General features: G+C 35.4%; 13 protein-coding genes. 2 read left to right on the plus strand and 11 right to left on the minus strand.

All coding sequences use genetic code 11. The annotated features are described in order from the left end of the window. Window positions 1-132 precede the first annotated feature (132 nt). Both LWE_RS07345 and LWE_RS07350 read left to right on the plus strand, forming a co-directional pair. Window positions 133-840, plus strand: a complete 708-nt coding sequence (locus tag LWE_RS07345; protein WP_011702254.1) for an AzlC family ABC transporter permease — start codon at window positions 133-135, stop codon at window positions 838-840. After that, on the plus strand, window positions 831-1,157 hold the full coding sequence (locus tag LWE_RS07350) for an AzlD domain-containing protein (protein WP_011702255.1): 327 nt from the start codon (window positions 831-833) through the stop codon (window positions 1,155-1,157). Before LWE_RS07345 ends, LWE_RS07350 begins: the two co-directional genes overlap by 10 nt. An 83-nt stretch (window positions 1,158-1,240) precedes the next feature. Here the strand turns inward: LWE_RS07350 and LWE_RS07355 are convergent, their stop codons facing one another. From LWE_RS07355 to dnaG, 11 genes are all read right to left on the minus strand, one after another. Continuing rightward, window positions 1,241-2,125, minus strand: a complete 885-nt coding sequence (locus LWE_RS07355) for a peptidylprolyl isomerase (RefSeq protein WP_011702256.1) — start codon at window positions 2,123-2,125, stop codon at window positions 1,241-1,243. 136 nt (window positions 2,126-2,261) lie between these two features. Further along, window positions 2,262-2,687, minus strand: a complete 426-nt coding sequence (gene zurR, locus LWE_RS07360) for a transcriptional regulator ZurR (RefSeq protein WP_003721950.1) — start codon at window positions 2,685-2,687, stop codon at window positions 2,262-2,264. Beyond that, window positions 2,668-3,546: a zinc ABC transporter permease ZurM gene (zurM, locus tag LWE_RS07365; protein WP_041176346.1), complete on the minus strand. Its 879-nt coding sequence runs from the start codon at window positions 3,544-3,546 to the stop codon at window positions 2,668-2,670. Before zurM ends, zurR begins: the two co-directional genes overlap by 20 nt. Further along, window positions 3,521-4,294: a zinc ABC transporter ATP-binding protein ZurA gene (gene zurA / locus LWE_RS07370; protein ID WP_011702258.1), complete on the minus strand. Its 774-nt coding sequence runs from the start codon at window positions 4,292-4,294 to the stop codon at window positions 3,521-3,523. The genes zurM and zurA overlap by 26 nt, the downstream gene beginning before the upstream one ends. A gap of 144 nt (window positions 4,295-4,438) precedes the next feature. Then, window positions 4,439-5,365 carry a manganese-dependent inorganic pyrophosphatase gene (locus LWE_RS07375; protein ID WP_011702259.1) on the minus strand — a complete coding sequence of 309 codons (927 nt, stop codon included), beginning with the start codon at window positions 5,363-5,365 and terminating at the stop codon, window positions 4,439-4,441. A 15-nt stretch (window positions 5,366-5,380) separates the two neighbouring features. Then, window positions 5,381-6,274, minus strand: coding sequence for a deoxyribonuclease IV (locus LWE_RS07380; RefSeq protein WP_011702260.1), 894 nt, complete (start codon window positions 6,272-6,274; stop codon window positions 5,381-5,383). A gap of 15 nt (window positions 6,275-6,289) precedes the next feature. Continuing rightward, window positions 6,290-7,597 (minus strand): DEAD-box ATP-dependent RNA helicase CshB, encoded by a 1,308-nt coding sequence (gene cshB, locus LWE_RS07385; protein ID WP_003719744.1) that lies wholly within the window; start codon window positions 7,595-7,597, stop codon window positions 6,290-6,292. A 151-nt stretch (window positions 7,598-7,748) separates the two neighbouring features. Then, window positions 7,749-8,870 (minus strand): Nif3-like dinuclear metal center hexameric protein, encoded by a 1,122-nt coding sequence (locus tag LWE_RS07390; RefSeq protein ID WP_011702261.1) that lies wholly within the window; start codon window positions 8,868-8,870, stop codon window positions 7,749-7,751. Then, complete coding sequence (locus LWE_RS07395; RefSeq protein WP_011702262.1) at window positions 8,867-9,571, minus strand: tRNA (adenine(22)-N(1))-methyltransferase; 705 nt, start codon at window positions 9,569-9,571, stop codon at window positions 8,867-8,869. Before LWE_RS07395 ends, LWE_RS07390 begins: the two co-directional genes overlap by 4 nt. A 67-nt stretch (window positions 9,572-9,638) precedes the next feature. Beyond that, the gene (rpoD, locus tag LWE_RS07400) at window positions 9,639-10,763 is read right to left on the minus strand and encodes an RNA polymerase sigma factor RpoD (protein ID WP_003730430.1); all 1,125 of its coding nucleotides are present in this window, start codon (window positions 10,761-10,763) and stop codon (window positions 9,639-9,641) included. 94 nt (window positions 10,764-10,857) lie between these two features. Beyond that, window positions 10,858-12,738: a DNA primase gene (dnaG, locus tag LWE_RS07405; protein WP_011702263.1), complete on the minus strand. Its 1,881-nt coding sequence runs from the start codon at window positions 12,736-12,738 to the stop codon at window positions 10,858-10,860. Between the last annotated feature and the right edge of the window lie 7 nt (window positions 12,739-12,745).

Raw genomic sequence — 12,745 nt, forward strand, 5'->3', positions numbered from 1 at the left:
CTTTGCAAGTGGTTTTTTTGCATAAATTCAAGTGATTTTACGAGGGAAAAATGGTATGATAAAAAAATATTATTCTTTGATTGCTCGTGTTTTAGATTGGAGTATGGACTCCTAATAAGGAGGAATTTTCTTATGGAAAAGAAAGTAGAGCTAAGTTTTTATGATGGAGTTAAAGCATGTTTACCAACTGTGCTTGGCTATGTTGGTATTGGAATTGCTGCTGGTGTTGTGAGCAAAGCTTCTCATTTAAGTGTCTTAGAAGTTACACTGCTTGCAATTATTGTCTATGCAGGAGCTGCCCAATTTATTATTTCTGGATTATTACTTTTACAGAGTCCGATTTCAGCTATTATTTTTACTACTTTCTTAATTAATTCTAGGCATTTTTTGATGAGTATGGCGGAAGCTCCTTATTTTAAGAAATACTCACTTTGGAATAATATTGGGATTGGCGCCCTTCTTACAGATGAAACATTTGGTGTATCAATGAATCAGATTGGTAATAAAAAACCAGTTAGTGCGAAATGGATGCATGGTATTAATGTGACCGCTTATTTGGCTTGGATTATAGCTTGCATCATTGGCGCATTTGTTGGCAATTGGTTGCCTAATCCTGAACAATTCGGGCTTGACTTCGCTCTAACAGCGATGTTTATTGGTTTGCTTTATTTGCAAGTTGTGAGTGATAAAAGTAAAAGAATCGCTACAAGTTTATTTGTTATGTTGATGGTAGCTATATTTTTAATTCTATTTATGCGTGTGATGACACCTGAACTTGCTATATTGGTTTCGACGTTACTTGGATGTCTGATGGGAGTGATAGTAGAAAAATGGCGATAAGTACTTATACATTACTCGTAATTCTAGGGTGTGGCCTAGTCACATTCATACCACGTATCTTACCATTTATTTTCGTTCGCAAATTGCAGTTACCGGATATCGTGATTCGTTATTTGTCTTATGTCCCTCTTTGTATATTAACTGCACTGTTTGTTCAAAGTCTTTTAATCACTCGCACTAATGACTTTCCAACCGTTAACATAGAAAATTTGCTGGCTTCATTACCAACTATTTTAACAGCCATTTTAACTAAAAATTTAATGTGGATTGTTATTGTTGGGATTATTTCAATGGCTTTAATACGCTTCATCGCATAGAAAAGCCCTTTACTGGAGTGTGTTTTTGACGGGAATCAAAACCAGTAAAGGGCTTTTTAATTATGGATAACTCCGAAGTAATATTAATTAGATGTTGAAGTTGTACTAGTTGATGAAGTGCTGGTGTAATCTGCAAACGCATCTTTTAAATCACTATCTTTAATATCAATATTAGCTGCTTTTAATTCTTTTTTAAGGGCAGCTGTCATGTTTTCAGAAGTTAATTGAGATTTAATATAGGCTTTTTTAACGTTTGCTTTTTCTTTTTCGTATGAGCCTTTTTCCGTTTTCTTTACTAATTGAATCAAGTGATATCCGTAAGTAGATTTAACAATTCCACTTATATCATCTTTGTTTTCTAGAGCATAGGCTGCTTTTTCAAATGTTTCGTCCATTTCACCAGGGCCAAATGGATCTAAAAGTCCACCATTTGTTTTTGTTGCAGTATCTGTAGAGTATTCTTTTGCTAAGTCAGAAAATTTTTCACCATTTTTTAATTTGGTTTGGATTTCTTTTGCTGTTGCTTCATCATCTACCAAGATATGGCGAACAGTGATATCAGGTTCCCATGTTTTATAATAAGTTTTTAGCTTACTATCACTAACTTTCATATTTGCTTCTGTTGCTTTTTGAACTAATAGATTATACTCTAAGTTTTCTTTGAAAGAAGTTTTGGTTAAATTATTAGATGATAATGTCGATTCAAAAGAGTCACCATATTGTTCTTCATATTTTTTGTATTCTGCATTTAATTCTTTTTCTGTTACGGTGTATTTATCTTCCAATATTTTTTTGAAAGTAAGTTGTTGCACGACTTCATTGCCATATGTTGTTTTCATTGCCTCATACAGCTCATCTTGTGTGACACTTCCTGCATCTGTTTTCACCACCGCACTACTTCCACAGCCTGCAAGTAATAGTAATGTGGCTGCTATTACGGAAATCATCACTTTTTTTAATTTTGTCAAATGGTTCCTCTCCTTCTTCTTTCGGATACTTATTACTTTAACGATAAAAAGTGTCCAGAGTGAGAAACAAATATGAAATAATTATGAACATTATATAGAAAATAAAAAAAGGCCCATATTATGGACCTTTTTGCTATTAGGAAGCTTGTAAACATTCTGGGCATTCGCCGTAAACTTCAAATTTATGGCCATCAATTTGATAACCAGGTAAAGCTTCGGTTAAAAAATCCATCGGGCACATCATGATTTCTTTTGTTTTACCACATTTCATACAAATAAAGTGATGATGGTGATGTTCGTGTGTACAAGCTAAGCGGAAATTCCGTTCACCAGAAAGATCTGTTTCTTCAAATATACCTAATTCAACAAATAGAGAGAGATTACGATAAATTGTATCAAAACTAATCCCTGGAAAATCATCTTTCATATTTTCCAATACATCTTTTGCTGTCAAATATTTATTTTTACGAGCTAGTAAGTTAATTAGAAATTCACGTTTATCTGTGTGTTTGTAGCCTTTTTCCTTCATTTTCATGAGTGCTTCAGTTGCTGTAAGTCCCATTTTCCTCACCTCGTTTTGAAATTAAGATTTTTTGACGTATTTTTTGATATAAAATGGTGACAATTAAAAGTAGCACGGAAATGATAACAATCGCGCCACCGGGTGCTAAATTTAAATAATAAGCTGTAAATAAACCACCAATCACAGCAATTTCACCAAATAAAATGGATAATAGAATAGTTTGTTTAAACCCTTTTGCGATACGAATTGCTGCTGCAACAGGCAAGGTCATTAAAGATGATACGAGTAAAATACCCACAATCCGCATGGAAGAAGCAATTACAAGAGCGACTAAAACCATAAAAATAATATCGAACACTTTGGCTTTTAGACCAGAAACTTTTGCATACTCTTCATCAAATGATAACAGAAAGAGTTCTTTATATAAAGATAAAATAACGATAAAAACAATAATCGCTGTAACGACAATCGTAATCATATCAGTGCGACTCACTGCGCTAACACTACCAAATAAATAACTAAATAAGTCGGTGTTAAATCCATTAGCTAAGGAAATAAAAATAACAGAAAATCCCATACCAGCTGACATAATAATCGGTATGGCTAGTTCTTCAAAATGTTTATAAACAGTGCGTAGTTTTTCCATTAAAAGAGAACCTACAACCGAAAAACCAAAACCAAGATAAAGTGGATTTAATGCTGCTAGAGGCAAATAAGTCTTACTTAAAAATAAACTAACAGCGATTCCCCCAAGTGTCACATGACTAAGTGCATCTGCCATTAAAGAAAGCTTTCTAACAACAATAAAACTTCCTAATAATGGAGCAACTATCCCAATCACAAGACCAACAATAAATGTATTACGGATAAAATCATACTGGAGAAGCGTCGCAATCAAGACAAGCATCCTCCTTTCTCCGCTGTTCTGCTAATATTTCAAGTTCGCGGTCAGCCAAATAATGTTGATATTCATGTGCTGAACCATCAAAAATAATTCGCTTATTAATACTAATAACATGATTGACGTACGTATTTACAGCCATCAAATCATGTGTTACAAGTAAAAGAGTCATTTCTTCTGTCCGATTTAATTCGGCTAGTAATTCATAAAATGCTTTTACATTTTCTACATCCACACCAACAGTTGGTTCGTCTAAAACCAACAATTCTGGTCTACTTACTAATGCACGTGCAATAAAAACACGTTGCTGTTGCCCACCAGAAAGCTCACCGATATTGCGATGCAAATAATCGGTCATTTCCACTCGTTTCAAAGCATAATCAATATCTGCTTTATCTTTGTTATCCCATGTTTTAAATAAACCTTTTTTCTTGGTTAAGCCACTTGCGACAACTTCTTTTACAGTGGCCGGAAATGCAGAATTAAAAGCATTTGATTTTTGAGAAACAAATCCGATTTTAACCCAATCTTTAAAATCCGCTTGTTTTTCTCCAAATAAAGAGATATTACCTTGTTGTTTTTTTAGTACGCCAAGTATTAGCTTTAGCATGGTTGATTTCCCTGAACCATTAGGACCAATTAAACCTGTAAAACTGCCTTTTTCTACTTGAAAATGAATGTTTTCTAGGGCATGTTCTTTGTCATAATGATAACTTACATTATTTACTTCTATGATATTGTGCATTCATCTTTCTCCTTTAACAGCATTTGCTAGCCGCTTTTACTAGTATATAAAATAATGATCAAAATGTAAATCGTAATTACTTCGAATTAAAAATTGGGATAAAAAAACCTGGAAAAGTGGTTCGACCTTTCCAGGTTAGAATTATTATTTAGCAAATGTATCTGTTAAAATTGGCACAACTTGTTTTTTACGGGATACAACACCTTTTAAAGGCGCTTGATTTTCAACGAATTTAATACCATATGCTTCTTCAACAACAGAAGTTTTTGAACCTATAGAAATTCCTATAGAGTCGTTAGTAAGAATATTAGTGATAACGAACAAGTATAAATCAAGACCTTTATCAACTACATTCTGTGTCATAAGAGCCTCTACTTCACTGCGACGGTTTAGTACATCGTTCACATCCACTACATTAATTTGAGCGATTTCTACTTTGTTCCCGTTCATGTTGAATTCTTTAGCATCTAGTAATAGCTCAGCAACTGTTTTTTTGCTAACATCTGCTCCTGCTTTTAACATTTCCATGCCATATGTTTGAATATCAACGTCTGCAATAACTGCTAACTTTTCAGCTGCTACTTTATCTTCTTCTGTACATGTTGGTGATTGGAAAAGAAGTGTATCAGAAATAATGGCGGATAGCATTAAGCCTGCGACTGTTTTACTTATTTCTACCTCGTTTTCGCGGAACATTTTTAGAAGAATGGTTGTTGTACATCCGACTGGCTCAGCACGATAATAAAGTGGATCAGAGGTTTCAAAATTAGCGATACGATGATGGTCAACTACAGCTGTAACCGTTACTTCATCAATATCATTCGCGCTTTGTTGGCGCTCATTGTGATCAACAAGTGCAACTTCAGAAACTTCATTTGCAACAGTTTGAACTAAACGAGGAGCGGTTGCTTGGAAATAATCAAGTACAAAAGTTGTTTCACTATTAAGCTCTCCTAAACGAACTGCTTCAATATCTGCCCCTTGTGCTTTTTTTAATTCTGCATAACTAATGGCAGAACAAATCGTATCTGTATCTGGATTTTTATGACCGAATACAAGTGTTTTTGTCATTATTTTCGTCTCCTTTTAGCTGTTTTGAATTTTATTTAATAAATCTGGATCAAATTCGCCATTTTTCAGCATAGCAATTTCCCATTTATATGGCGCTTTTTTAGATGCTTTATCTTCACCAACATATGGCGTTTCAAGTATTTTTGGAACGTTAGCTAATTGTGGATGGTGCACAACATAATGAAGTGCGTCAAAACCGATATGACCAAAGCCGATATTAGCATGACGGTCTTTATGTGCTCCTCGCTCGTTTTTACTGTCATTAATATGTAAGACTTTTAAACGATCAATACCAATTATCTTATCAAATTCATTTAATACACCGTCAAAATCATTAACAATATCGTAACCAGCATCATGTGTGTGGCATGTATCAAAAGTGACCGATAATAATTCATTGTGTGTGACTCCATCAATAATTTGTGCAAGTTCTTCAAAAGTACGACCACATTCAGAGCCTTTTCCAGCCATTGTTTCTAAAGCGATTTGTACATCTTGATCATGAATTAATGCTTCATTAAGACCTTGGATGATTTGTTTAATTCCTTTGTCTGCTCCTTCGCCAACGTGAGCGCCAGGATGTAGTACAATTTGCTTGGCACCAAGCGCACGTGTACGTTCAATTTCAGATTGTAAGAAATTAACACCTAGTTCAAATGTCTCCGGCTTAACGGAATTGCCAATGTTAATAATATAAGGGGCATGGACAACAATATCATCCATATCATGAGCTTTCATGTGTTCTAAACCTGCTTCAATATTTAATTCTTCAATTGGCTTTCTACGCGTATTTTGCGGAGCGCCAGTATAAATCATAAACGTATTAGATCCGTAAGAAGCAGCTTCTTCACTTGCGCCAAGAAGCATTTTCTTTCCGCTCATTGATACATGAGAACCTAGTCTTAGCATAAATTCATTCCTCACTTATCGTTTTTTCCGTCTTTCACGACGTTTAATTTCATTCATTTTGTAATTAATTTTCTTTTTATAGTTTGGTTTGCCTTTTTGTTTTGCTTTTTTACGCATACCAATCTCACGTGGATCAGCTGTTTCTCGTTTAGCTTCACGTTTTGCACGACGATTTCGATCTTCTAGCGTAACGAATTCTTTATTTTTCCAGTCAACATGCTTAAATTCAATACCCATTTTTTCTAACTGGTTTAGACGATCTTCGTCTGCTGGTTCAAATAAAGTCAGTGCTATACCAGAATGTCCGGCACGACCTGTTCGACCAGTACGGTGAATGTAGAAATCGAGGTCATCTGGTAACTCATAGTTTACAACATGACTAATTCCTTGAATATCAATACCACGAGCAGCTAAATCTGTCGCAACCACATATTGATAATCTAAGTTTTCGATTTGTTTCATAGTCCGTTTACGTTCACGAGGATTTACGTCACCATGAATTTTGGCTACTTTTAGACCACGTTCAGTTAAGCCGTTTGCTACTTCATCAGCCGTTGTTTTTGTATTTGTAAAAACAATCGCTAAATAAGGTTGCGAACCAACTAGCACATTTTTAAGTAAATCTAATTTATCTCGGCTACGAGTTGCCATAATACGGTGTTCCACTGTTTTTGAAGCAGCAACTTTTGGTTGAATATGTTCATAACGCGGATTTTCCATATATTTGCTTAAAAATGGTTTTAATTTTTGTGGGATGGTTGCGGAAAAAACAAGCATTTGTAGATTAGCTGGCATTTTTCCAGCAATATGGTCGACATCGTTTAAGAAGCCCATATCAAGTGTCATGTCTGCTTCATCAATAACTAATGTTTTAGCAGTATGCACAAATAAGGCTTGCTCACGAATTAAGTCATTAATACGACCAGGCGTTCCAACAATGATTTGTGGTTGTTTTTTTAGTTTATCAATCGCACGTTGTTTATCCGTACCACCAATAACAAGTTGCACAGCGATTTCTTTTTCGCTGAATTTTGTCACTTTGCGAATTTCATTATAAATTTGAGTAGCAAGCTCACGACTTGGTGCCGTAATAACTGCTTGTACTGCATCTTTTTCAGGATTCACATTGTTAATAATTGGCAAAATAAAAGTATGGGTTTTCCCTGTACCTGTTTGCGATTGGCCAATGATACTTTCCCCTTTTAAAATGCCTGGTATTAGCTTTTGTTGTACTTCTGTTGGCTCATAGAATCCTAATTTATCTATTGCAAGTCCAATAAAAGGTTGAAAGCCAAATTGGTCAAACCTTGATTTCTTCGTCATAAAATATTTCCACTCCGTTCTATACCTAGTAGCCATTATAGCACATATTAGGTCATTCGTGCGCGCTATAAGACAACTTTGTTGAAACAATCCATTATACTCATTAAAAAACCGACTATCCTCATTTTTAAAAGAATTGTCGGTTTTGTTATTAACAAAATTGGAAAGGATCTGTATTGACTTCAGAAACAATAAATTCTGCTTCATAGTCTAAAATTTTTGCTTGTTCTTCCATTTTGTTTTTCAAGTAGCCCTTCATTACTTTCTCAATGTTATGTCCAGCATCAATTGTTGGTAAGTTGATGGCTAGTAAATCATGTGCAGTGTGATAATACACATCTCCAGTAATAAAAACATCTGCTCCGGTTGCTTTTGCTTGATGAATAAATTTATTTCCATCCCCACCAATAATTGCTACTTTTTGTACATTTGCTTTTAAATCACCAACATAACGTACATTATCAATTGCAAAAGCCGTTTTTAATTTGTCGATAAAGGAAACCATATTAATTTTTTTGGGTAAATTGCCTACACGACCAAGACCTTCTTTATAAGTCTGTGTTTCTAGCGTGTAAACATCCATTGCTGGTTCTTCATAAGGATGAGCAATTTTAACTGCTTTTGTAATGATTTCTGTTAAATATTCTGGAAAAATTGCTTCTATTTTCACTTCAGGAATAGAGGTCAGTGTTTCTTTTTCTCCGATAGTTGGATTCGCATCAGCACCTGGTTTAAAAGAACCCATCCCGGTTGTGTGGAAAGTACATTCTGTGTAATTTTCTCCAATTTGTCCTGCACCATTATTTACAAGTGCTAAACGCACAGATTCTAATTCGTTTTCAGGCACATAGACAGCAATTTTACAATATGGTTCTGAGTATGTTTCTTCAATCATTGTCGTATCTTGCAGTTGGAGTAAATCTGCCAATATGTCATTTACTCCACCTTTTGCAACATCCAAATTTGTATGTGCAGCAAACACGGTAATATCATGTTTAATCAACTTTTTGATCATTTTACCTTGTTTTGTTGTTGTATCAATATGTTGTGTTGGGTGGTATAAAAATGGATGATGCGCAATAATTAAATCCACCTTTTTTTCGATGGCTTCATCAACGACTTCTTCTAAAACATCTAAGGTAAACATAACTTTTCTTACCTTTTTGGATAAATCACCTACTTGGAGTCCGATGGGATCATTTTTCATTGCTAATTTTTTAGGAGCAATTTTTTCCATTATTGCTGTGTATTCATAACCATTTGCGACTTTCATTTCAACACATCCTCTACTAATGCAATTTTATGTTCTAATTCGCGGATTTTTGCTTGATTTTCATCTGATATTGGTTGGTTGCTGGAAATAGTTTGAATAATATTTTGCCATGTTTTTGCTTCATGATGCCATTTGCTTTTGAAAATAGCACTTTGTTCTTTTATTAAACACGGGCCAAAAAACACTTCTTGCTTTGTCCATACAACCGGTTTTTCAGAAGGTTCGAGAACGATAATTTCATAAATTTTGTTATCTTCTCGTAAAATGGCTTCTGAAGTAATCAACCAGTTGTTTTTTTCAGACCATTCTCTTAACTGCCAAGTAGCGATATTCGGTTGCAAAATCAACTTAGATACACCACTTAGCTTAGTCGCACCTTCTTCTAAAATAGTACGAATTAATGTGCCGCCCATCCCTGCTATCACAATTGTATCAATAGCATCTTCTTTTTCAATAATAGCTAAACCATTTCCTTTTCGGACATCAATTTGTTCTGTTAATCCTAGAGAGCGTACTTGTTTTTGTGCCGATTTAAAAGGACCATCCACTACTTCACCAGCAATGGCAAAGGAAGCTGTTTTATTTTTGATAGCAAAGCATGGTAAATAAGCGTGATCACTACCAATATCAGCAATTCGTTCGTTATTTGTTATGTAAGAAGCTACTTTTTCAAGTCGCTTAGAAAGTTGTTCTTCGTTCATTGGGTCCACCACTTTCATTATCATTAAAAAGGCAGGAGAACGATTTGTCCTCCTGCCCGGTCGTTCATTATTCCAGGAAGTCTTTTAATTGTTTACTACGACTTGGATGACGTAATTTCCGTAGAGCTTTGGCTTCAATTTGACGAATACGTTCACGCGTTACGCCAAATACTCGACCAACTTCTTCTAATGTACGCGTACGACCATCATCTAGACCAAAACGTAAACGAAGAACATTTTCTTCACGGTCTGTTAGAGTATCAAGCACATCTTCAAGTTGTTCTTTTAGTAATTCATAAGCTGCATGATCAGATGGTGAAGTGGCATCTTGGTCTTCAATAAAATCGCCAAGGTGTGAATCGTCTTCTTCTCCGATTGGTGTTTCAAGAGAAACTGGTTCTTGAGCAATTTTTAAGATTTCCCGAACTTTTTCAGTTGGTAAATCCATTTCTTCTCCAATTTCTTCTGGTGATGGATCACGACCTAAATCTTGTAACAACGAACGTTGCACTCGGATTAGTTTATTAATTGTTTCAACCATATGCACCGGAATACGGATAGTTCTTGCTTGGTCCGCAATTGCACGGGTTATCGCTTGACGAATCCACCAAGTTGCATAGGTACTGAATTTAAATCCTTTATTAAAGTCGAATTTTTCAACGGCTTTCATTAATCCCATATTTCCTTCTTGGATTAAATCAAGGAATAACATACCACGACCAACATAACGTTTCGCAATACTAACTACAAGACGAAGATTGGCTTCTGCAAGACGTCCTTTTGCTTCAATATCACCAGCTTCAATACGTTTCGCCAAAGCAATTTCTTCATCCGCTGTTAATAAGTCTACTCGACCAATTTCTTTTAGATACATGCGAACAGGATCGTTAATTTTTACGCCAGGTGGCACACTCATATCTGTTAAATCAAAGGATTCGGTTTCTTCTTTTACAAGTTCTGTTTCATCTGGATCTTCATCATCTGCATCATCAGAAACTTCAATTCCTGCTTCACCTACATGCTCTAAATATTCATCCATTTGATCGGAATCCAAAGTGAATGGAGCTAATCTGGCAGCGATTTTTGCGTAAGTTAAAATCCCCTTTTTCTTACCTTCTTCTATCAGGGCTTCTTTTACTTGCTCAACATTTAGTTCAGCAACTGGTTTTGTGTTTTGTGTTTTATCACTCATAACTGCCTGTATTCCTCCTTCCAAAATGCCGCTCACCTCATTAAAAGGCTTCTCTTAGGTAATAATACCATCATTTCGCGGTTTTAAAACGTTATTAATCCAATTGACCGCTATTTAACTGGCGATTGAGTTGGACGATTTCGAGCATGACGCGAATTTCGTTTTCTTTATCGTTTTCACGATTGAAAGCCGCGAGTTGTTGCTCAAGTTTTCTCTTTGTTTGTTCTAATTTAAACCGTTTGAGACTTCTAATATAGTCTTCAAACTGTGTTTTACCTTGTTCATCAGGACTAATTACCATTTCAAGACTGCTAATAAGACCTTTCATTGCAGCATCAGGTACGCTATCCATGAATTTATTCGGATCGGCTTCATTACCTTCAGCAAAGTAGCCAATTAAATAAGTGTATAGTGCTTGATAATTATCATGATAAAATTCTGTCTCTCCAAGAAGTTGTTTAATCAAAAGAAAACTATCTCGATTTTCCATCATTGCTTTCATTAGTTGTTGTTCTGCTGTTGTATGTGCAGATAATTTCTGTGTTGGTTGCTCAAATGAAAATAGCATTTCTGAATCTTCTTGTGGAATCATTCCCATAAAAGAATCATCTATTGGTGGTTCATTATAGCTTGTTATTTGTCGTGATTTTTGCGCATTTTTTAGTGATTGTTGGAGTTGCTGTTTTAATGTTTCGATAGTTAATTCAAATTCATCTGCTAGTTGTTTTAAGTATAATTCTCGTTCTACGGCTTGATCAAGTTTTGCAATTTCACGTAAACAGTCATCAATATAGGCGATTTGATCCGTTTCATTTTGTAAATTACGTTCTTTGCGTAAATAATTGATTTTAAAAGCTGTCCATGTCATGCGCTGCTGTTTGTAGATTTCTTTGAATTTATCTGCTCCGCTTGCTCTAATAAAGTCATCTGGATCTTTTCCTGCTGGGAGTTGCAAAACAAAAACATCTAAACGATTGCGTTCTACTAGAAGTGTTCCTGCTTTATAGGCAGCTTCAATTCCAGCTCGGTCGCCATCATAACAAATAATTGCCCGATTTGTAAGTCGTTTAATTAAATCTGCATGTTCTTCTGTTAAGCTTGTCCCCATTGAAGCAACGGCATTTTGAACACCTGCTTCTTCAGCGGAAATGACATCCATAAAACCTTCCATTAGTGTTATTTCTTCTTGTTTTCTAATAGCTTGTCTTGCTTCTGAAAAATGAAATAACGTGCGCCTTTTATTAAAAATTGGTGTTTCAGGACTATTTAAATACTTTGGTCCGTCATCCCGGTCAAATAAACGACCAGAAAAAGCAATAATTTGACCTCGATCGTTTGTAATTGGGAACATAATTCTATTACGAAAACGATCAACCATTTGCCCATCGTCGCGTTCAGACAAAAGTCCAGCCATACCAGCCAGTTGCAAGTCCATTCCTCTTTTTTCTAGAAAAGAGGTTATTGTTGCATGGTGATTCGGTGCAAAGCCGATTTGGAAAGACGCCATCATGTGTTCAGACATGCCTCGTTCCTTCAAATACGTTAAAGCGGCTGCCCCTTCTTCTGTTTCCATCAAGATATAATGATAGAGTTTAGCTGTAAGTTGATGCATTTCAATCATTTTAGCAGTTTCAGAAGTTTCTTTAGGCAAATTGCTTGTATCACGTTCTTCGGGAAGTTCGATATCCACGTCTAAATGACTCATATCCGCGACTTTTTTGACAGATTCTACGAAAGTTAGTCCGTCATGCTCCATTAGAAATGAAAATACATTGCCACCTTTACCACAACCAAAACAATGGAAAATTTGTTTCTCTGGTGATACAGAAAAAGATGGTGTTTTTTCGCCATGGAAAGGGCATAGACCAGAGTAGTTTCGGCCTTGTTTTTTTAATTGGACATAATTACCAATAATATCGACTATATCCGCTTGATTCCGGACTTGATCAATTACTTCTTCAGGAATCCGCGCCATCTTGACA

The organism is Listeria welshimeri serovar 6b str. SLCC5334 (assembly GCF_000060285.1).
Classification (GTDB): domain Bacteria; phylum Bacillota; class Bacilli; order Lactobacillales; family Listeriaceae; genus Listeria; species Listeria welshimeri.